General features: G+C 61.4%; 15 protein-coding genes. 11 read left to right on the forward strand and 4 right to left on the reverse strand.

Features of this window, described 5'->3' with window-relative positions; genetic code table 11:
• Positions 1 to 11: 11 nt before the first annotated feature.
• Entirely contained in the window at positions 12 to 1,337 is a 1,326-nt protein-coding gene (locus tag AO388_RS17260) for an LLM class flavin-dependent oxidoreductase (RefSeq protein ID WP_058416796.1), read from the reverse strand.
• 34 nt (positions 1,338 to 1,371) lie between these two features.
• Positions 1,372 to 3,639 carry a TonB-dependent receptor gene (locus AO388_RS17265; protein ID WP_058416807.1) on the reverse strand — a complete coding sequence of 756 codons (2,268 nt, stop codon included), beginning with the start codon at positions 3,637 to 3,639 and terminating at the stop codon, positions 1,372 to 1,374.
• A gap of 219 nt (positions 3,640 to 3,858) precedes the next feature.
• Between AO388_RS17265 and AO388_RS17270 the strand changes: the two genes are divergently transcribed.
• Positions 3,859 to 4,905, forward strand: a complete 1,047-nt coding sequence (locus AO388_RS17270) for a LacI family DNA-binding transcriptional regulator (RefSeq protein ID WP_058397119.1) — start codon at positions 3,859 to 3,861, stop codon at positions 4,903 to 4,905.
• A 143-nt stretch (positions 4,906 to 5,048) separates the two neighbouring features.
• On the opposite strand, the gene betT is transcribed toward AO388_RS17270, so the two are convergent.
• A complete protein-coding gene (betT, locus tag AO388_RS17275; RefSeq protein ID WP_201023372.1) occupies positions 5,049 to 7,004 on the reverse strand; it encodes a choline transporter BetT in 1,956 nt (651 codons plus the stop codon).
• A gap of 224 nt (positions 7,005 to 7,228) precedes the next feature.
• Here betT and AO388_RS28860 point away from each other — a divergent pair, with 224 nt between their 5' ends.
• The 10 genes from AO388_RS28860 to hutG all read left to right on the forward strand — a co-directional run bounded on the left by AO388_RS28860 (position 7,229) and on the right by hutG (position 18,855).
• Positions 7,229 to 7,549, forward strand: a complete 321-nt coding sequence (locus tag AO388_RS28860; RefSeq protein ID WP_141249893.1) for a hypothetical protein — start codon at positions 7,229 to 7,231, stop codon at positions 7,547 to 7,549.
• Between the two features lie 106 nt (positions 7,550 to 7,655).
• Positions 7,656 to 9,353, forward strand: coding sequence for a urocanate hydratase (gene hutU / locus AO388_RS17280; protein ID WP_016569239.1), 1,698 nt, complete (start codon positions 7,656 to 7,658; stop codon positions 9,351 to 9,353).
• A gap of 113 nt (positions 9,354 to 9,466) precedes the next feature.
• Positions 9,467 to 10,435, forward strand: a complete 969-nt coding sequence (locus AO388_RS17285) for an ABC transporter substrate-binding protein (protein WP_058416797.1) — start codon at positions 9,467 to 9,469, stop codon at positions 10,433 to 10,435.
• 73 nt (positions 10,436 to 10,508) lie between these two features.
• Positions 10,509 to 11,360: an ABC transporter permease gene (locus tag AO388_RS17290; RefSeq protein WP_058416798.1), complete on the forward strand. Its 852-nt coding sequence runs from the start codon at positions 10,509 to 10,511 to the stop codon at positions 11,358 to 11,360.
• Positions 11,357 to 12,187: a quaternary amine ABC transporter ATP-binding protein gene (locus AO388_RS17295; protein ID WP_003432397.1), complete on the forward strand. Its 831-nt coding sequence runs from the start codon at positions 11,357 to 11,359 to the stop codon at positions 12,185 to 12,187. Before AO388_RS17290 ends, AO388_RS17295 begins: the two co-directional genes overlap by 4 nt.
• Before the next feature lie 12 nt (positions 12,188 to 12,199).
• The gene (locus tag AO388_RS17300) at positions 12,200 to 13,741 is read left to right on the forward strand and encodes an HAL/PAL/TAL family ammonia-lyase (protein ID WP_058416799.1); all 1,542 of its coding nucleotides are present in this window, start codon (positions 12,200 to 12,202) and stop codon (positions 13,739 to 13,741) included.
• 54 nt (positions 13,742 to 13,795) lie between these two features.
• The gene (gene hutH, locus AO388_RS17305) at positions 13,796 to 15,343 is read left to right on the forward strand and encodes a histidine ammonia-lyase (protein ID WP_058416800.1); all 1,548 of its coding nucleotides are present in this window, start codon (positions 13,796 to 13,798) and stop codon (positions 15,341 to 15,343) included.
• A gap of 102 nt (positions 15,344 to 15,445) precedes the next feature.
• Positions 15,446 to 16,822 (forward strand): amino acid permease, encoded by a 1,377-nt coding sequence (locus AO388_RS17310; RefSeq protein WP_003432387.1) that lies wholly within the window; start codon positions 15,446 to 15,448, stop codon positions 16,820 to 16,822.
• Positions 16,823 to 16,837: 15 nt separating this feature from the next.
• A complete protein-coding gene (gene hutI / locus AO388_RS17315) occupies positions 16,838 to 18,043 on the forward strand; it encodes an imidazolonepropionase (RefSeq protein WP_003432386.1) in 1,206 nt (401 codons plus the stop codon).
• Between the two features lie 11 nt (positions 18,044 to 18,054).
• Positions 18,055 to 18,855: an N-formylglutamate deformylase gene (gene hutG / locus AO388_RS17320; RefSeq protein WP_003350448.1), complete on the forward strand. Its 801-nt coding sequence runs from the start codon at positions 18,055 to 18,057 to the stop codon at positions 18,853 to 18,855.
• 156 nt (positions 18,856 to 19,011) lie between these two features.
• Here the strand turns inward: hutG and AO388_RS17325 are convergent, their stop codons facing one another.
• A complete protein-coding gene (locus AO388_RS17325) occupies positions 19,012 to 21,270 on the reverse strand; it encodes a heavy metal translocating P-type ATPase (protein ID WP_058416801.1) in 2,259 nt (752 codons plus the stop codon).
• Between the last annotated feature and the right edge of the window lie 20 nt (positions 21,271 to 21,290).

Raw genomic sequence — 21,290 nt, forward strand, 5'->3', positions numbered from 1 at the left:
TGCGGCAACGATCAAAATCTGTAAGCAGGCCGTTGCAAGCCCAGGTTTTCACGCAAGGTCGTGCCCTCATACTCGGTACGAAACAGCCCGCGCCGCTGCAACTCCGGCACCAGCAACTGCGCGACATCTTCCAGACCACCCGGCAGATGCGGCACCAGCACATTGAAGCCATCCGCCGCGCCTTGCTCGAACCAGCGTTGCAACTCATCGGCAATCTGCTCAGGCGTACCGATCAGGCTGTAGTGCCCTCGCCCGCCGGCAATCCGCCGCCCCAGTTGCGCCAGGGTCAGGTTTTCCTGATCGGCCAGTTCGGTGAGCAGTTTCTGCCGGCTGCGCTGGCCGCTGTCGGTCAGTGGCAGCTCTGGCAACGGGCCATCCAGCGGGTAACCCGACAGGTCGAAATTGCCCAGCATGCGGCCCAGCAGAGCGACCCCGACCTGAGGCTCGACCAGCGCCTGAAACGACTCGAATTTAGCTTTCGCGAAGGCTTCGGTTTCGGCCACGACGATGAACACGCCGGGCATGATTTTCAGCGAATCAACGTCACGCCCGTAAGCACTCAGACGGCCTTTGATGTCCGCATAAAACGCCTGGGCGCTGGCCAGCGAGGTCTGCGCGGTGAACACCACTTCCGCCGTCTGCGCCGCCAGGTCACGCCCGACTTCCGAGGAACCGGCCTGCACCACCACCGGTTGTCCTTGCGGCGAACGTGCCACGTTCAGCGGGCCTTTGACGCTGAAGTGCTCGCCCTGGTGATCGAGCACATGCAGCCTGGCCGGGTTGTAATACTCGCCGCTGGCCTTGTCGCGGGTGAAGGCATCGTCTGCCCAGCTGTCCCAAAGGCCGGTCACCACCTGATGAAACTCTCGTGCGCGGCTATAGCGCTCGGCATGCCCCACATGCTCGGCGCGACCGAAGTTCTGCGCTTCGGCGGCGGCATCCGAGGTCACCAGATTCCAGCCCGCTCGCCCACCGGAGAGATGATCCAGCGAGGCGAACTTGCGGGCTACGTGATACGGCTCGTTGTAGGTGGTGGTTGCCGTCGCGATCAGACCGATATGCTCAGTCACCGCACTGAGTGCCGAGAGCAGGGTCAGCGGTTCGAAATGATCGGAGCGTGCCATGCGGCTGGCGATATCACCGGTCGCGGCAGCCACGCTGTCGGCGACGAACAGTGCATCGAATTTTGCCGCCTCCGCAACCCTGGCCACGTGCCGGTAATGCTTGAAATCCAGCCCTGCATCCGCAGGCACATCCGGGTGCCGCCAGGCAGCGACATGGTGCCCGGTGGCCATCAGGAAAGCGCCCAGCTTCATCTGTCGAGCAGTCGTGCTCATACCTCACTCCTTACGTTTTGCCTGGGGTCTCGGCTCAAAAATCCTTGCGTAACTGCACACCGAAATAACGTTCATCATCACGCGGCACGGATCGGTAAACGTAGTTGCCCCCGGTCGCCAGCATTGGCGAATAGGACTTGTCAGCCAGGTTCTTGCCCAGCAATGCCACACGCCAGCCACTGTTGTAATCAGCCAGTGCCACGCTGGCGTTCCAGATGCCGTAAGCGCCCTGTTTGGTGTCCGGGTTCTGGCTGATGTCGTACTGCACTTCGCTCTGCCAGCTGTAATCGGTGCCCAGTTCGATATCCAGGCCGTTGTCCAGCGGGAGGGTGTAGTCGGCGCGCACGTAGCTTTTCCAGTCCGGGCTGTACGGCAGGGTTTTGCCGTCGACGTTGCAGGACGCCGCCGCACCGGCCGGGCAGGCAAAGCTGTCGATGCGTGCTCTGGTGTAGGACAGCGCGCCGGAGAGTTTCAGGTGTCGCGTGGCTTGCAGGGCGTAATCCAGCTCGACGCCTTCGGTGCTGACACTGCCGGCGTTGATCAGGCGCGTCACGACCTGTCCGGCAACACTGTCGAAGAAGTTCGCCTGATAGTTGTCGTATTCGCTGTGGAACACCGCCAGGTTGGTGGTCAGGCGATTATTCCAGGTGGTGGCCTTGAGGCCGACCTCCCAGGTGTTCGAGGTTTCCGGCTTGAGGGCCTCGGTGTCACGCGGCTGCATGTTGAAGAACACGTTGTAGGCCGGGCCTTTGTAGCCGCGCGAATAGGTGATGTAGGTCATCACACTGTCGCTCAGGTCGTATTGCAAACCGAGACGCCCGGACTTGCCGTCTTCGTCCACCGACCCGGAACTGCTGGTCGCTGGCTGAATGCCGCTGACGGTCGTAGCCGATGTCGAGACGCGGCGATGATCGTATTCCAGATCGTCGTGGGTCCAGCGTGCCCCGGCAATCGCACGGAAGTCCGGGGTGAAATTGAACGTGGTTTCGCCGAACACCGAATAACTGTCGGTGGTGGTGCTGTAGTCGGCGATGCCGCGATCCTGAGTCGTCGGTGTGATCAGCGTGCGCTGATAGGTCTCGTCGCTCTTGCCGTGCATGTAAAACAGCCCGCCCACGTATTCGACGAACTGGCCTTTCGGCGACGCCAGACGCAGCTCCTGTGAATACTGGTTGAACTCAAGATCGCCCTTGTCTTCAGTGCCGGGGAACGCGGCGGTGATGGTGCCAAGCCGGTCGCCGTCCTGATACTGCGTGTTGTCCCAGCCGCGCCAGGCGGTGATGGAGGTCAGGGTGTAGTCGCCCAGTTGCCAGTCGAGCTGACCGGACAGGCCTTTGTTGACGTCCTCGACATGGCTGCGGTAATCGCTGACGACATTGCGGTTATCGCTGTCGGCACGTACCGGCGCCAGGGCACTGGCGAAGGACGGGGTCGGCGCCTTGGTTACCACGCCGTTGGGCGCGTCGTCATGGGACTGCATGTAGTCCGCTGCGAGGGTGAAGGTGATGTCGTCATTGGGCGTGAATTCCAGCTTGCCGCGTGCGCCCTTGCGGTTGTAACCGTTGACTTCCTGGCCATTGAGCTTGTTATCGACATTGCCGTCATAGCTGCCGAACAACGTCGTGATCGAGCCTTTGAGGGTCTGCGGAATCAGGCTGCCGCCAATACCGAAACGGGTGCGGCTTTCGTTGCCGCTGTAATACGACTGATCGATGTAACCGTGAGTCTCTTCGGTCGGTGCCTTGGTGGTGACGTTCAGCACGCCCGCCGAAGCGTTCTTGCCGAACAGCGTACCTTGCGGGCCGCGCAGCACTTCGATGCGTTCCAGGTCGAGCAAGTCCAGCGTGGCCTGACCCGGACGGGCATACACCACGCCGTCGATCACGGTTGCCACGGTCGGTTCGACGCCTGGCGAGGTGGAAATGGTGCCGACACCGCGAACGAACAGCGAAGTGTCCTTGTTGGAAGCCCCGGTGCGGAAATTCAACGACGGCACCTGCTGCACAATACTGGCCACGCCATTACGGTTATCGCGCTCCAGTTGTTCGCCCTCGATCACGGACACGGCAACCGGTACTTTTTGCAGCGATTCTTCACGGCGTGTGGCGGTCACGGTCACCGATTCCAGCGCTACCGTTTCTGTATTCTGCCCTGCCGCTGTCTCTGCCATGGCCGGAACACACGGCAATGCCGTCAGCCCCATCAATAACCACCCACAACGACGCCCCCGCGCCGCATGGACCTGATCGATCGCCTGCGCCAGAAGCGTGTGTCTGACGCCATCCCCAGCTGTTGTGTGCATCTGCGTGCCTACCTGAAATATGCCCTGATCCGACAGTGCGATGCGCACTGGCGCCTATACGTGCTGACTAAACCGGGTCCGGGCATTCGCGGTGGCGAGTAGCAGACAAACCATCTTTGTTAGCGCTAACATCGCCAGTATCGGGAAATGCTAGATAGACCGTCCAATACTGAAAAATTAGTTTTATATTCTTTTTACTTTTATGCGAAGTGATCGAGCATGGCCGACGAGAAACCCCTGACACGTAAACGCCGAGGCGCAGGCCGGGTGACGATCACTGCCGTGGCGCGTCAGGCGGGGGTGTCGGCCATTACCGTATCGCGCTATTTCAATCAGCCGGAACAGGTATCGCCCGAACTGCGCGAGCGGATTGCGAGCACGGTCAATGCACTGGGTTACGTGCCCAATCTGGTTGCTGGCGGCCTGGCGTCAGCACGCAGCCGGGTGGTGGCGATGGTGATTCCCAACATCTCCGGGCCGATCTTTGCCAATACCATTCAGGGCTTCAGTGACACCCTGAGCCGGCACGGTTTTCAGTTGCTGCTGGCCTCCAGCTACTTTTCCGCCGAGCAGGAAGAAAGCGCGGTACGGGCATTTCTGGGCTGGTCACCGGCGGCACTGGTGCTGACCAGTCGCTTTCACAGCCCTGCTACCGAGAAAATGATCGAGCAGACCGATGTCCCGGTGATCGAAACCTGGGACCATCAACCCGACCGCAGTCCGATCCAGATCGGCTTTTCGCACTACGACGTCGGCGTCATGGCAGCCCGTTATCTGCATGACAAGGGCTACCGGCGAATCGCGTTCGTACAGAACAGCATCGCGGGCGACTTCAGCGCACTGGAGCGCCGCGACGGCTACGCTGCGACTCTGGAAGGGCTCGGTATCACGCCGTGGGTCTTCGTCCCGGACGCGGACCGAGCGCCATTCGAGGCAGGCAAACAGGCGATGGACACCCTGATGAACCAAGAGCCCCGCCCTGACGCGATCTTCTTCGCCAACGACAACCTGGCAGCCGGTGCCCTGCTCGCCAGCCAGCGCGCAGGCCTGAGCATTCCGCAGGATTGCGCCGTGATGGGTTTTGGCGATTACGCCTTCGCAGAAATGATGCTGCCCAGCCTGACCACCATCAAACCGCCCGCACTGCAGATCGGCGTAATGGCCGCCACGCGGGTGCTTGAAAGCCTCGGAGTGTTACCGGTAGAGGGAGAGATACAACGCCTGAATCTGCTGGAATGCAGATTGGTAGAGCGAGAGAGTACGTGAGCCTGCCGCACTCTCGAGCCTAAGCGGGAGCGTGAGGAACGATGATCCTGTAACCATCGTGCGACGCTCCGCGTCCTCTCCTGAACATGAGGCGCGGCGCAGAGCGTGAGGGACGATAGTTGTAACCGCCCCCCACGTCCCGATCACCGCACCAGATGCAGGAACTGCATATGCCGTTCGTACTGATCGAGCACGTCGTTGATGACCTGTTCCTTGGTGTAGCCCACCAGGTCGTAGTCCTGACTGCCCTCGCTCAAGTGAACTTCGGCGCGGTAGTAGCGGCGATTGTTCAATTGCTTGGAGCCCATGCCGCCACGAGCGAACGAAGGCGTGAAGAAGCCTTTCATCTGCACTTGGTAAATGAACGGACGTTCTTCGCCGTGACCGATTTCCAGGGTCACCGAGTCGTTGGACGGGTCGGGCACGTTGACCACGTTCAAACCCTTTTCGACGAACACCGCCGTCACTTCTTCAATCGCCGGACGCACGGTCTGATCGAGGAAACGGTACACCTCGTCTCGCGACGGGTAATGCACAGCTTGGCTCAGGCGCTGACGCCACCCGCCGCGCCTTGAACCGGACACTGGCGCCAACGAATACAGTTGCGCAATCTGGCGCTGGGATTCCATGACGAACGCTTTGTGCAGGCCCCACATCATCAGCAGCAGAATCAGCGAGAACGGCAGCGAGGTCAGTACCACAGCCGACTTCAGCGCATCGATACTGCCCGAGAACAACAGGCCACTGGTGATCAGCGCCGTGGCCACACCCCAGAACACCCGCAGCCATTTCGGACCGTCTTCGTCAGGGTTGCCGCCTTTGGCTGACAGTGTCGACAGCACCACAGTGCCCGAATCGGCCGACGTCACGAAGAACACAAAGCTGATGAACACCGTGACCGCAATGACCGTCTTGCTCCACGGATAGGTTTCCAGCAGCAGGTACAGGGTCATCGACGGATCGTCGATAGCCGATTGACCCAGCGCAGTCATGCCATGGTTGAGCACTTGATCGATGGCGCTGTTACCGAAGATCGACATCCACGCCAGGGTGAAGCCCAGCGGGATCAGCAACACACCGAAGACGAACTCACGGATGGTCCGGCCACGCGAGATACGCGCAATGAACAGGCCCACGAACGGCGCCCAGGCAATCCACCAGGCCCAATAGAACACCGTCCAGCCGCCCAGCCAGTCACTCGGCTCGTTGTAGGCATACACGTCGAAACTCTTGCTCGGCAGTGCACCCAGATAGTCACCGATGTTCTGCACCAGCGTGTTGAGCAAGTGCTGAGTCGGGCCGGCGAACAGCACGAACAACAGCAACGCACAGGCCAGCAGCATGTTGATGTCGGACATGACGCGCACGCCTTTGTCGACACCGGCGATCGCCACTAGAATCGCAGCGCCCATCATCAGGGTGATCAGTCCGACCTGAATCCAGTGGGTGTGCGCCACGCCAAACAGGTAATCCAGACCGGAGTTGAGGTGCAGCACCCCGAAGCCCATGTCTGCGCCGAGGCCGAAGATGGTCGCAATGATGCCGAAACCATCGACCGCATAGCCGATAGGGCCGTTGATGCGTTTGCCGATCAGCGGATACAGCGCCGAACGCAGGGCCAGCGGCAGGTTGTGCCGATAGGCGAAATAGGCCAGCGCCATCCCGACGAAGGCAAACACGCCCCAGCCATGCAGCCCCCAGTGCAGAAACAGCAACTGCATGCCCTGGCGTGCTGCTTCTGCGCTACCACCCTCGCCCTGCGGCGGTTGCAGCAGGTGCGTCAGGGGTTCTGAAACGCAGAAAAAGAACAGCGTGATGCTGATGCCGGCGGCAAACAGCATCCCGGCCCATGACAGGTAACTGAACTCGGGTTCGTCGTGGTCGGCACCGAGCTTGATCTTGCCGAAGCCCGACAAGGCGGTGACCACCACGAAGACCAGGTACAGGGTCATGACCATCATGTAGTACCAGCCGACCGTGTTGGCCGCCCAGTTTTGCGCCGCCAGCAGCCATTCGCCGCTGGCTTGCGGGAACGCGATCACGACGATGCCGAAAATCAGAATAAAACTCGCAGCGAAATAGAACACTGGAGCATTCATGCGAACCATGCCGCTTGAAGAGGAACTCGCAGAACTCATCGGTTGAGTGCCTCCGGACTGATAAAACCAACTGCAAAAAGCGGATACGGCAAGGGTAAGCCTCCTGTTGTGAGCGGGCAGCGAACCACCGGTTTAACTTGAACGAGCGTTCAATTTAAACACGAAAACACCCGCGAGACCTAATCGCAGGCCGGTGAATGCTGGCTCAGGCCTGGGTATGACGCATGCTTGATCGGGTTCGTTCCCATGCTGAAGAGGCCATTTGCAGCCCGCCAAATGCGCTGCTTGCAAACACCCAGCGGCAGTTCATTCCCGGCCCGAACGCGGCGCACACATCCCCCGCACCAATCTGTTACCTGCCGCCCCAAAACTGCGCAAAAAGTCATTCAGGTAACAACGTCCAGCCCTTTTCGGAGAAACGCCCCTTTGCTGATCAAAAGCACCAGGCCCTCATAAATAAAGCCCTGCAGATAGATTCGATGGGCAAAAAACAGCGACAGCACAAAGTTGGTCTTTTGATTGCATATGCTTGTATGTACAAGTAGAGACAGGCTGAACACTCTGTCTTCTACCCAACTGAATAGGCCTGCTTCGCCAGGCGCTGCTCGCCCTTCATCGGGCTGGTTCGAATTGATCGCCGAGGATTTTTTTGTGACCGAGAATAATCAAGACCTTAAGCAGGACTGGACCCGCCATCGCGAAGGCGTCGTACGGGCTGCACGCGGTACTCAACTGACCGCCAAGAGCTGGCTGACCGAAGCACCGCTGCGCATGTTGATGAACAACCTCGACCCGGAAGTCGCCGAAAACCCCAATGAACTGGTGGTTTACGGTGGCATCGGTCGTGCCGCACGCAACTGGGAGTGCTACGACAAGATCGTCGAAAGCCTCACTCAGCTCAACGATGATGAAACCCTGCTGGTGCAGTCCGGCAAGCCGGTCGGCGTGTTCAAGACCCACAGCAACGCCCCGCGCGTACTGATCGCCAACTCCAACCTGGTGCCGCACTGGGCCAGCTGGGAGCACTTCAACGAACTGGATGCCAAGGGCCTGGCCATGTATGGCCAGATGACCGCCGGCAGCTGGATCTACATCGGCAGCCAGGGCATCGTGCAAGGCACTTACGAAACCTTCGTCGAAGCCGGTCGCCAGCACTATGACGGCAACCTCAAGGGCCGCTGGGTGTTGACCGCAGGTTTGGGCGGCATGGGTGGTGCGCAGCCGCTGGCCGCGACATTGGCCGGGGCCTGCTCGCTGAACATCGAATGCCAGCAGAGCCGTATCGATTTCCGCATCAAGACCCGCTACGTCGACGAACAGGCCGCTGATCTCGATGACGCACTGGCGCGTATCGCGAAATACACGGCCGAAGGCAAAGCCATCTCCATCGCCCTGTGTGGCAACGCGGCGGACATCCTGCCGGAAATGGTCCGTCGCGGTGTGCGCCCGGACATGGTCACCGACCAGACCAGCGCCCACGACCCGCTCAATGGCTACCTGCCCAAAGGCTGGACCTGGGACGAGTACCGTGCCCGCTCGGTCAGCGAGCCGGCCAGTGTGGTCAAGGCGGCCAAGCAATCGATGGCCGAACACGTCGAAGCCATGCTCGCCTTCCAGCAAGCCGGCATTCCGACCTTCGACTATGGCAACAACATTCGCCAGATGGCCAAGGAAGTCGGCGTCACCAATGCCTTCGATTTCCCGGGTTTCGTGCCCGCCTACATCCGTCCGCTGTTCTGCCGTGGCATCGGGCCGTTCCGCTGGGCCGCGCTGTCGGGCGATCCGCAGGACATCTACAAGACCGACGCCAAGGTCAAAGAGCTGATCCCGGATGACGAGCACCTGCACAACTGGCTGGACATGGCCCGCGAGCGCATCAGCTTTCAGGGTTTGCCAGCGCGTATCTGCTGGGTCGGTCTGGGCCAGCGCGCCAAGCTGGGCCTGGCCTTCAACGAAATGGTCCGCAGTGGTGAGTTGTCGGCACCGGTTGTAATTGGCCGCGACCACCTGGACTCCGGCTCGGTCGCCAGCCCCAACCGCGAAACCGAATCCATGCGCGATGGCTCCGATGCCGTCTCCGACTGGCCGCTGCTCAATGCCCTGCTCAATACCGCCAGCGGTGCGACCTGGGTCTCGCTGCACCACGGTGGCGGCGTCGGCATGGGCTTCTCGCAGCATTCCGGCATGGTGATCGTCTGCGACGGTACGGATGAAGCCGCCGAGCGTATCGCCCGCGTATTGCACAACGACCCGGCCACCGGGGTGATGCGTCATGCCGATGCCGGTTACGACATCGCTATCGATTGTGCCAAAGAGCAGGGCTTGAACCTGCCAATGATCGGACGTTGACAACGTTGCCGGCCATCAGGCCGGCACACGTCGGGGACGGGCATGAGCATGCCCACGGGCCGGATGCCTACTTGAAGCTGCCGTCATCCATTTCAGGCTTAGGAGCATCGACAATGAATATGAAAAAGGCCCTGCTGACCACCCTGGTATCCGCTGGCCTGCTCGCCAGCACAGGCGCAAGTCAGGCTGCCGGCTGGTGCGAATCAGGCAAGCCGGTGAAATTCGCCGGTCTTAACTGGGAAAGCGCGATGCTGCTGACCGACATTCTGCAGGTCGTTCTGGACAAGGGTTACGGCTGCACGGTTGACGCCCTGCCCGGCAATTCCATCGCCATGGAAAACGCCCTGGGCACCAACGATATCCAGATCTTTGCCGAAGAATGGGTCGGTCGCAGCGAGGTCTGGAACAAGGCCGCCGCTGCCGGGAAAGTGGTTGGTGTCGGCGCGCCGATCGTCGGCGCAGTGGAAGGCTGGTACGTGCCGCGCTATGTGATCGAAGGCGATGCCAAACGCAAGCTGGAAGCCAAGGCACCCAACCTGAAATCCATCAGCGATCTGGCCCAGTATTCAGCCGTGTTCAAGGATCAGGAAGAGCCATCCAAAGGGCGTTTCTACAACTGCCCGGCGGGTTGGACCTGTGAATTGGAAAACAGCGAAATGCTCAAGAGCTACGGCCTGGAAAGCAAATACACCAACTTCCGCCCGGGCACCGGCCCGGCGCTGGATGCGGCGATTCTCTCCAGCTACAAACGTGGCGAACCGATCCTGGCCTACTATTGGTCACCCACGCCGCTCATGGGTCAGGTAGACCTGGTGCGTCTGGAAGAGAAAGCCGGGGTCAACAAGACGATCGATATCAAGGTCGGCGTGTCCAAAGTGTTCCACGATGAGGCCCCTGAACTGGTCGCCATCCTGGAAAAGGTCAACCTGCCTATCGACCTGCTCAACCAGAACCTGGGGCGCATGGCCAAGGAACGCATCGAATCGCCGAAGCTGGCGAAGATTTTCCTGAAAGAGCACCCCGAAGTCTGGCACAAATGGGTCAGCGAAGACGCCGCGAAGAAGGTGGACGCTTCGTTGTAAACGACCGGGCTGTCGGACTGAACGGTTCGACAGCCCCGTCGTTGACCCGACACACCTCATTTGAGAGCCGCTTATGTTTCCTGAAAGCTTAACTTTCTCGATCGCCAACTGGGTCAACGATGGCGTCGACTCACTGGTCACGCAGTACGGCGATGTGTTCCGGCACATTTCCGACACCCTGCTATGGGCCATCGTCAACCTCGAAGGCCTGCTGCGCATGGCGCCGTGGTGGCTGATGCTGATGATCGTCGGCGGTATTGCCTGGCACGCGACACGCAAGATCGTCACGACGCTGGTCATCGTCGGCCTGCTGTTTCTGGTCGGTGCGGTCGGGTTGTGGGACAAGCTGATGCAGACGCTGGCGCTGATGCTGGTCGCCACGATCATCGCGGTGCTGATCGGCATTCCGCTGGGCATCCTCTCGGCACGCAGCAATCGGCTGCGCTCGGTGCTGATGCCGCTGCTGGACATCATGCAGACCATGCCCAGCTTCGTGTACCTGATCCCGGTGCTGATGCTGTTCGGTCTGGGCAAGGTGCCGGCGATCTTCGCCACCGTGATTTACGCCGCACCGCCGCTGATTCGTCTGACCGATCTGGGCATTCGTCAGGTGGATGGTGAAGTGATGGAAGCCATCAACGCGTTCGGCGCCAATCGCTGGCAGCAACTGTTCGGCGTGCAACTGCCTCTGGCGATGCCGAGCATCATGGCCGGTATCAACCAGACCACCATGATGGCGCTGTCGATGGTGGTTATTGCCTCGATGATCGGCGCACGCGGGCTTGGCGAAGACGTGCTGGTGGGCATTCAGACCCTCAACGTCGGGCGCGGGCTGGAAGCGGGCCTGGCCATTGTCATTCTGGCGGTCGTCATCGACCGTATCACGCAGGCCTATGGCCGCCCACGGCATGAGGCGCACAAATGAGCAGCGTGGAACCGAACAAAATTGTCGTCAAAAACGTATTCAAGATCTTCGGCAACCGCTCGAAAGAAGCGCTGGAGTTGATCAGGCAAAACCAGAGCAAGGACCAGGTGCTGGCCCAGACCGGCTGTGTGGTTGGGGTCAACGACCTGTCGCTGTCGATCGGCAGCGGCGAAATCTTCGTCATCATGGGCCTCTCCGGCTCGGGAAAATCGACGCTGGTGCGTCACTTCAACCGGCTGATCGACCCCACCAGCGGCGAGATTCTGGTCGATGGCGAAGACATCCTGCGTTACGACATGGAGGCCTTGCGCCAATTCCGCCGGCACAAGATCAGCATGGTGTTCCAGAGCTTCGGCCTGCTGCCGCACAAGACCGTGCTGGCCAACGTGGCCTACGGCCTGACCGTGCGTGGCGAGAGCAAGGCGCTGTGTCAGGAACGCGCGCTGCACTGGATCACCACCGTAGGCCTCAAGGGCTATGAGAACAAATACCCGCACCAGCTTTCTGGCGGCATGCGTCAGCGTGTGGGTCTGGCCCGCGCGCTGGCGGCCGACACCGACATCATTCTGATGGACGAAGCATTCAGCGCCCTCGACCCGTTGATCCGCGCCGAGATGCAGGACCAGTTGCTGGAGCTGCAAGCCAGCCTGCACAAGACCATCGTGTTCATTACCCACGATCTGGACGAGGCCGTGCGCATCGGCAATCGCATCGCGATCCTCAAGGATGGTCGATTGATTCAGGTCGGTACGCCGAAAGAAATTCTCCACTCGCCCGCCGACGATTACGTGGATCGTTTCGTTCAGCGTCGCGTAGCCACCCTTTAAGGACCGTTGCAGATGTCGCGAGCAGAACAGATCGTCATCGGTGAAGCACCTGCAGGCTGGCAGGACGTGGTCGCCGTGGCCCGGCATGGCGCAAGACTGGTCCTGTCGGATGCTGCCTGGGCACGGATCGACAACGCTCAGGCCATCGTGCAGCGCATCGTCGTCAGCGGCGAGCGCGCCTATGGCGTGAACACCGGGCTCGGCGCGCTGTGCAATGTGTCACTGCAAGGCGAACAGCTCAGTCGCCTGTCGCGCAATACCCTGCTCAGCCATGCCTGCGGCGTCGGTGCGCCACTGGCCGACGAGCAGACCCGCGCAATCATCTGCGCCGCGATTCTCAACTACAGCCAGGGCAAGTCCGGCATTCACCGGCAAGTGGTCGAAGCGCTGCTGGCCCTGCTCAACCGGGGCATCACGCCGCAAGTACCGGCGCAGGGCTCGGTGGGTTACCTGACGCACATGGCGCACGTCGGCGTCGCGTTGCTGGGCATCGGCCAGGTCAGCTATCGCGGGCAGATCGTCCCGGCTGAGCAGGCCTTGAACGAAGAAGGTCTGGCTCCGGTCATCCTCGGCGCCAAGGACGGATTGTGCCTGGTCAACGGCACACCGTGCATGACCGGCCTGAGCTGTCTGGCCATCGCCGACGCCGAGCGTCTGAGCCAGTGGGCCGACGTGATCGGCGCGATGAGCTTCGAAGCCCTGCGCGGCCAGCTGGACGCGTTCGATGCAAGCATCCTCGCCCTCAAGCCGCATCCGGGCATGCAACAGGTGGGCAAGAACCTGCGCACGTTACTGGCAGGCAGCGAAGTGCTCGCCAGCAGCGAAGGCATTCGGACCCAGGATGCGCTGAGTATTCGTTCGATTCCCCAGGTGCATGGTGCCACCCGCGACCAGTTGGCTCACGCCACTCGCCAGGTCGAGATCGAGCTCAATTCAGTCACCGATAACCCGCTGCTGCTCGGCACGCCCGACGCTTTCCGAGTGGTGTCCCAGGCCAATCCACACGGCCAGTCGGTGGCCATGGCGGCAGACCTGCTGTGCATGGCGATGGCCGAGCTGGGCTCGATCGCCGAACGGCGCCTGGACCGCCTGATCAACCCGATGGTCAGCGGCCTGCCGGCGTTTCTGGTCACCCAGCCGGGGGTCAACTCGGGAATGATGATCGTCCAGTACGTCGCCGCTTCGCTGTGCGCGGAAAACCGCCAGATGGCGCAGCCGGCTGTGGTCGACAACTACGTGACCTCCGGTCTGCAGGAGGATCACCTGAGCCTGGGCACCAGCGCCGCGCTCAAGCTGCACAAGGTACTGGGCAATACCACGCAGATTCTGGCCATCGAGTATTTGCTCGCGGCCCAGGCATTCGAATTTCTCAAGACACAGGGTTTTGGCGTGGGCACCGGTGCCGCGTGGCGACTGCTGCGCGAGCGCATCCCGGCCTACGACGAAGACCGCTGGCTGGCTCCGGACATCGCCAGCAGCGCGGCCCTGATCAAAGACGAAACGTCACTGGAAAGGGTTTTCCAGCACTGCCGTAACAACGCGGCAGGCCTATAAAAACAGCGTATGGCCACAAGCCGTCGCTGACATTCATCAAGGAGTAGCAGCATCGTGACCACCTTATCTGCCAAGACGCTGAACCTGATCCCCGGCCAACTGACCCTGGCGCAACTGCGCGGTATTTATCTGCAGCCGGTCAGCCTGAAGCTGGACAGCAGCGCAGACCAGCAGATCGACGACAGCGTCGCCTGTGTCGAGCGCATTCTGGCCGAGAACCGCACCGCCTACGGCATCAACACCGGGTTTGGTCTGCTGGCTTCGACGCGGATTGCCAGCGAAGACCTGGAAAACCTGCAGCGTTCGCTGGTGCTGTCGCATGCGGCCGGTGTCGGTCAGCCGATCAGCGATGAGCTGGTGCGTCTGATCATGGTGCTCAAGGTTAACAGCCTGAGCCGCGGCTTCTCGGGCATTCGGCGAGTGGTCATCGACGCCCTGATTGCGCTGATCAATGCCGAGGTCTACCCGCATATTCCGCTCAAGGGCTCGGTCGGTGCTTCCGGCGACCTTGCACCGCTGGCGCACATGTCGCTGGTGCTGCTGGGCGAAGGCAAGGCGCGCTACAAGGGCGAATGGCTGAACGGCGTCGATGCGCTGGCGGCTGCCGGGCTGCAACCGCTGACCCTGGCAGCCAAGGAAGGGCTGGCACTGCTCAACGGTACGCAAGTGTCTACCGCCTACGCATTGCGCGGCCTGTTCGAAGGCGAAGACCTGTTCGCTGCAGCCCTGACCTGCGGCTCGCTGACGGTTGAAGCCGTGCTCGGCTCGCGCTCGCCCTTCGACGCGCGCATTCATGCCGCACGCGGTCAGCGCGGGCAGATCGACGCGGCAGCCTGCTACCGTGACCTGCTGGGCGAAAGCAGCGGCGTGTCCGAGTCGCACCGCAACTGCGACAAGGTTCAGGACCCCTACTCGTTGCGCTGCCAGCCACAGGTCATGGGCGCATGCCTGACCCAACTGCGTCAGGCCGCCGAGGTGCTGGAAATCGAAGCCAACGCGGTGTCCGACAACCCGCTGGTGTTCGCCGCCGAGAACGACGTCATATCCGGTGGCAATTTTCACGCCGAGCCGGTCGCCATGGCGGCGGACAACCTCGCGCTGGCCATTGCCGAGATCGGCTCGCTCAGCGAACGTCGCATTTCGCTGATGATGGACAAGCACATGTCGCAACTGCCGCCCTTCCTGGTGGCCAACGGCGGCGTCAATTCCGGGTTCATGATCGCGCAGGTGACCGCCGCCGCGCTGGCCAGTGAAAACAAGGCATTGGCCCATCCGCACAGTGTCGACAGCCTGCCGACCTCGGCCAATCAGGAAGACCATGTGTCGATGGCCCCGGCCGCCGGCAAGCGCTTATGGGAAATGGCAGAAAACGTTCGCGGGATTCTTGCCGTAGAATGGTTGGCTGCCTGCCAGGGTATGGACTTGCGTGAGGGTCTGAAAACCTCTCCGAAGCTGGAGCAAGCCCGCAGCCTGTTGCGCAGCAAGGTCCCGTTCTATGAAAAGGACCGCTTTTTTGCACCGGACATCGAAGCTGCCAGTCAGCTGTTGTCCTCCACTTGCCTGAACCCGTTGGTTCCTGCACGTCTGCTACCCAGTCTGTGATGCACCGCGAGCCTGGCAGGGCTCGCTTTGGTCATCGCTGCGGGAGGCCGGATGCAGGCGTTCTCGCGGCTTTTGCCATACCTGTAATGAAATGGACCTGAAATGACGTCACAAGATGGTTTGAAACGCGGGTTATCCGCCCGCCACATCCGCTTCATGGCCCTGGGCTCTGCCATCGGCACAGGGTTGTTCTACGGCTCGGCCTCGGCGATTCAACAGGCCGGGCCTGCCGTACTGCTGGCGTACCTGATCGGCGGCGCGGCGGTGTACATGGTGATGCGCGCGCTCGGCGAAATGGCGGTCCACGACCCGGTGTCCGGTTCGTTCAGCCATTACGCCACGCGTTACATGGGCCCGCTGGCCGGCTTCGTGCTCGGCTGGACCTACGCGTTCGAAATGATCATCGTCTGCCTCGCCGACGTGACCGCATTCGGCATCTACATGGGCTTCTGGTTTCCGGAAGTACCCCGCTGGATCTGGGTGCTGGGCATCGTCTTTCTGATCGGCGCGCTCAACCTGTGCAACGTAAAAGTATTTGGTGAAACCGAGTTCTGGCTGTCGATCCTCAAGGTCAGCGCCATCGTGGCGATGATCGTCGCAGGCTTCGGCATCATGATCTTCGGTATCGGCAGCTCGACCAGCGGCACCGAAATCGGCATCAGCAACCTGTGGGCACATGGCGGCTTCATGCCCAACGGCGTCACCGGTCTGATCGCCTCGTTTGCGGTGGTGATGTTTGCCTTCGGCGGCATTGAAATCATCGGCATTACCGCAGGCGAAGCGAAGGACCCGCAACGCAGCCTGCCGCAGGCGATCAATGCCGTACCGCTGCGCATTCTACTGTTCTACGTGCTGACACTGTTTGTGCTGATGTGCATCTACCCGTGGCCGCAGATCGGCACGCAGGGCAGCCCGTTCGTGCAGATTTTCGACAACCTGGGTATCGCTTCGGCGGCGACCATCCTCAACATCGTGGTGATCTCGGCGGCCGTATCGGCAATCAACAGCGACATCTTCGGCGCAGGCCGCATGATGTATGGCCTGGCCCGTGATGGTCAGGCGCCCGCCAGTTTTGCCCGCGTTTCACGCCATGGCGTGCCGTGGATGACCGTGCTGGTCATGGGCATCGCGTTGCTGGGCGGCGTGCTGCTCAACTACCTGATCCCCAAGGATGTGTTCCTGCTGATCGCGTCGCTGGCCACCTTCGCTACCGTGTGGGTCTGGCTGATGATTCTGCTGACGCAGGTCGCCATGCGCCGCTCGATGCACCGCGAGGAAGCGGCACAGCTGAAATTCGCCGTGCCGTTCTGGCCTTACGGGCCTGCGGCCGCCATCGCCTTCATGCTGTTCATCTTCGGCGTGCTGGGCTATTTCCCGGACAACCGTGCAGCCTTGATCGTCGGCGCAATCTGGATCGTGCTGCTGCTCATCGCCTACGCTGTGTGGGTCAAGCCCAAGGCGCTCAACAACACTCATTGATCAACGAGGCCTGGAATGAAAACGCTCTGGAAAAACTGTCACATCGCAAGCATGGCGCACGGCAAATACTCGATCATCGAGCATGCCGCCATCGTGACTTCCGGAGCGCTCATCGAGTGGATCGGGCCTCAGGCCGAGCTGGCCGAGCCGGAACATGACAACTGCATCGATCTGGGCGGTGCATGGGTCACGCCCGGCCTGATCGACTGTCACACCCATACGGTGTTCGGCGGCAACCGCAGCGGCGAGTTCGAACAGCGTCTGCAGGGCGTCAGCTACGCAGAAATAGCGGCAGCGGGCGGCGGTATTGCCAGCACGGTGCGTGCGACTCGCGCCGCCAGTGAAGATGAGCTGTACGCCAGTGCCGAGCGCCGCTTGCGGCACTTGCTCAAGGACGGCGTCACGACCGTCGAGATGAAGTCGGGCTACGGGCTGGACCTGGAAAACGAGCGCAAGATCCTGCGGGTGATTCGTCGTCTGGGCAACACCCAGCCAGTCACCGTGCGTGCCACCTGCCTGGCCGCCCATGCGCTGCCACCGGAATACGCCGATCGCGCCGACGATTACATCAACCACATCTGCAACGACATGCTCCCGGCGCTGGCAGCCGAAGGGCTGGTCGATGCGGTGGATGCTTTCTGTGAATACCTGGCGTTTTCACCTGCGCAGGTCGAGCAGGTGTTCATCACCGCAGGGCAGTTGGCACTGCCGGTCAAACTGCATGCCGAGCAGCTGTCGTCATTGGGTGGATCGAGCCTGGCCGCGCGCTACAAGGCGCTGTCGGCGGATCATCTGGAGTTCATGACCGAGGACGACGCCATCGCCATGGCGGCTGCCGGAACCGTCGCGGTGCTGCTGCCGGGGGCGTTTTACTTCCTGCGTGAAACGCAACTGCCGCCGATGGACGCGCTGCGCAAGCACGGCGTGCCGATTGCGATTTCCACCGACCTCAACCCTGGCACCTCGCCGGGCCTGTCATTGCGCCTGATGCTGAACATGGCCTGCACGCTGTTTCGCATGACGCCCGAAGAAGCACTGGCGGGGGTGACGTTCAATGCCGCCAGGGCGTTGGGCATGAGCGCGACCCACGGCTCGCTGGAGGTCGGCAAGGTGGCGGATTTCATCGCCTGGAACATTGAACGGCCGGCTGATCTGGCCTACTGGCTGGGCGGCGATCTGGACAAACGTATCGTGCGCCACGGCGTCGAATCATCGATCTGAAGGAGAGCCCTGTGGATAACGTTCTGACATTCAAGCGTGGCCGTATTCCGCTGCTGATCAGCATGCCGCATGCCGGTCTGAAACTGACCCCGGTGGTCGAAGCCGCGCTGGTGGACGAAGCCTTGAGCCTGCCGGATACCGACTGGCACATTCCGCGTTTGTATGACTTCGCCGCTGAATTGGGCGCCAGCACCCTGGCCGCCGAATACTCGCGCTTTGTCATCGACCTCAACAGGCCGTCTGACGACAAGCCCATGTACGCCGGTGCGACCACCGGCCTGTTTCCGTCGATCCTGTTCGATGGCGTGCCACTGTTCAAGGACGGCCAGACGCCCAGCGCCGAGGAACGAGCGCGGTATCTGCAACAGATCTGGACGCCGTATCACCAGACGCTGGAGCAGGAACTGCAGCGCATGCGTGACGAGTTCGGCTATGCGCTGCTGTTCGACGCCCACTCGATTCGCGGCCACATCCCGCACCTGTTCGACGGCCGCCTGCCGGACTTCAACCTGGGCACCTTCAATGGTCTGAGCTGCGACCCGGAACTGGCCAGCCGACTGGAGCAGGTCTGCGCAGCGGCCAAGGACTACAGCCATGTGTTGAACGGACGCTTCAAGGGCGGCCACATCACCCGCCACTACGGCAACCCGGCCAACAACATCCACGCAGTACAGCTGGAGCTGGCGCAAAGCACCTACATGGACGAATTCGTGCCCTTCCACTACCGCCCGGACCTGGCCGAGCCGACCCGCGCCGTGCTCAAGCCACTGCTGGAAACCTTCATCGCCTGGGGGCAGGAGCGCTTTGGCTGATGAAGGCGGACGCCGAGCGTCCAGAAAGGCGCTACCACGCGGAGCGTGGGAGCGATAGCCAGTGATCGGAGCCGGTGGCCATGATTATCGTTCCCATGCTCCGCGTGGGAATGCCGTTTGGACGCTCCGCGTCCGCCCTTCAACGTTGCCGACTGATCACTTCTTGAGCAAGCGCAAACCGTTGAACACCACCAGCAAGCTCACGCCCATGTCGGCAAACACCGCCATCCACATGGTCGCCAGGCCCGCGAAGGTGATGCCGATGAACAGCACCTTGGTCACGATGGCCAACACGATGTTCTGCTTCAGCACCGCCGATGTCCGGCGTGAAAGCGCAATGAATGTTGGAATCTTGCGCAGATCATCGTCCATCAGGGCGACATCTGCTGTCTCGATAGCCGTATCAGTGCCTGCAGCGGCCATCGCGAAACCGATCTCCGCACGGGCCAGCGCAGGCGCATCATTGATACCGTCGCCCACCATGCCTACCCGGTGATTACGGCCGTAAAGCGCCTCGATCGCACTGAGCTTGTCGGCAGGCAGCAGATTACCCTGCGCTTCATCGATGCCGACCTGATCGGCAATCGCCTTGGCGGTGTGCGGGTTATCACCGGTCAGCATGACCGTCTTGATGCCCAGCTCGTGCAACTGGGCAACGGCTTCGCGGCTGGTCTCCTTCACCGTATCGGCGACGGCAAACAGCGCGATCGGGCCAGAGGCATCAAGCAACAGCACCACGGTCTTGCCCTGCATTTCCAGCGCATCGAGCCTGGCCTCCAGCTCCGGCGAACATAGGCCCAGCTCCTCCACCAGGCGATGGTTGCCCAGGTGATACATCTGGCCGTTGATCTCGCCTTTCACACCCCGCCCGCCCAGCGCCTCGAACGCGCTGACTTCATGCAGCGTCAGGCTGCCATCGGCGGCCTTGGCAATCGCTTGGGAAACCGGGTGATCTGAACGCCCGGCAAGGCTCGCGGCAATCACCGGGGCACTGTCGGCAACAGCAGGGTTCAATGGCACATAATCAGTCTGCACCGGTTTGCCGTGGGTCAACGTGCCGGTTTTATCCAGGGCCAGGTAATCGAGCTTCTCGCCCATTTCCAGATAAACGCCACCCTTGATCAAAATCCCCTTGCGCGCCGCCGCTGCCAGACCGCTGACGATGGTCACCGGCGTGGAAATCACCAGCGCACATGGGCAGGCCACCACCAGCAGCACCAACGCCCGGTAGATCCAGTCATACCATTCGCCGCCGAAGAACAGCGGCGCGACCAACGCCAATGCCAACGCAACGACGAACACCACTGGCGTGTAGATACGGGAAAAGCTGTCGACAAAGCGCTGGGTCGGCGCACGCGAACCCTGAGCCGCTTCTACCGCATGAATGATGCGCGCCAGCGTCGAGTTGTTCGCGGCGGCGGTGACGCGATATTCCAGCGAACCGGCCTGGTTGATGGTGCCCGCGAAAACCTTGTCGCCGACAGTCTTTTCCACCGGCAGGCTTTCACCGGTAATCGATGCCTGATCGATCGTCGAGCTGCCGGACACCACTTCACCGTCCAGTCCGACACGCTCGCCGGGCTTGATCCGGACGATAGCCTCCAGTTCGACGTTTTTGGCGTCGATTTCCTGCCAGCTGCCATCCGCCTGCTTGACGGTGGCAAGCTCAGGCGTCAGTTGCATCAGGCCACTGATCGCATTGCGCGCGCGGTCCAGTGACTTGGCTTCGATCAACTCGGCGATGGTAAACAGGAACATCACCATTGCCGCTTCCGGCCACTGACCGATCAGAATGGCGCCGGTCACCGCGATGCTCATCAGCGCATTGATGTTCAGGTTGAAGTTCTTGAGTGCGATCCAGCCCTTCTTGTAGGTCGTCAGCCCGCAACTGAAGATCGACACCAGCGCCAGCAAAGCAACCACCCAGGTCGGGCCGAGCGATGCAAAATGGACCACCTCTGCGCCCAGCGCCGCAACGCCGGACAACGCCAGCGGCCACCAGTGTTTCTTCACCACCGACGCCGAGTCGGCAGACGCTGCACCCTCCTCGACCGGCTCGGCCTGCATGCCCAGTGAACTGATAGCCTCACGAATCGGGTCGGTGGACGGCAGGTCGTGCCAGACCCCCAGCATGCGGTTGATCAGGTTGAATTCCAGCTTCTGCACACCGGCCAGCTTGCCCAGCTTGTTCTGGATCAGCGTCTGCTCGGTGGGGCAATCCATCGCCTCGATACGGAAGCTGCTAAGACGACCACCCGCTGCAGACGCTTCGCCAAAGGTCACTACAGCGGGCTGTGCATCGCTGGAGCAGCACGAATGGGCATGCTCCACGGGCTTTTGCTCGTGTGCGTGCTCGCCGTGATCATGGTCATGATCGTGGTCATGTGCGGGGGAATTCTTGATCGTCGTGCCCATTCGTTGTGGCTCCAGGATTC

It is taken from the genome of Pseudomonas sp. ICMP 10191 (assembly GCF_001467335.1).
In the GTDB taxonomy this organism is placed as follows: domain Bacteria; phylum Pseudomonadota; class Gammaproteobacteria; order Pseudomonadales; family Pseudomonadaceae; genus Aquipseudomonas; species Aquipseudomonas cerasi.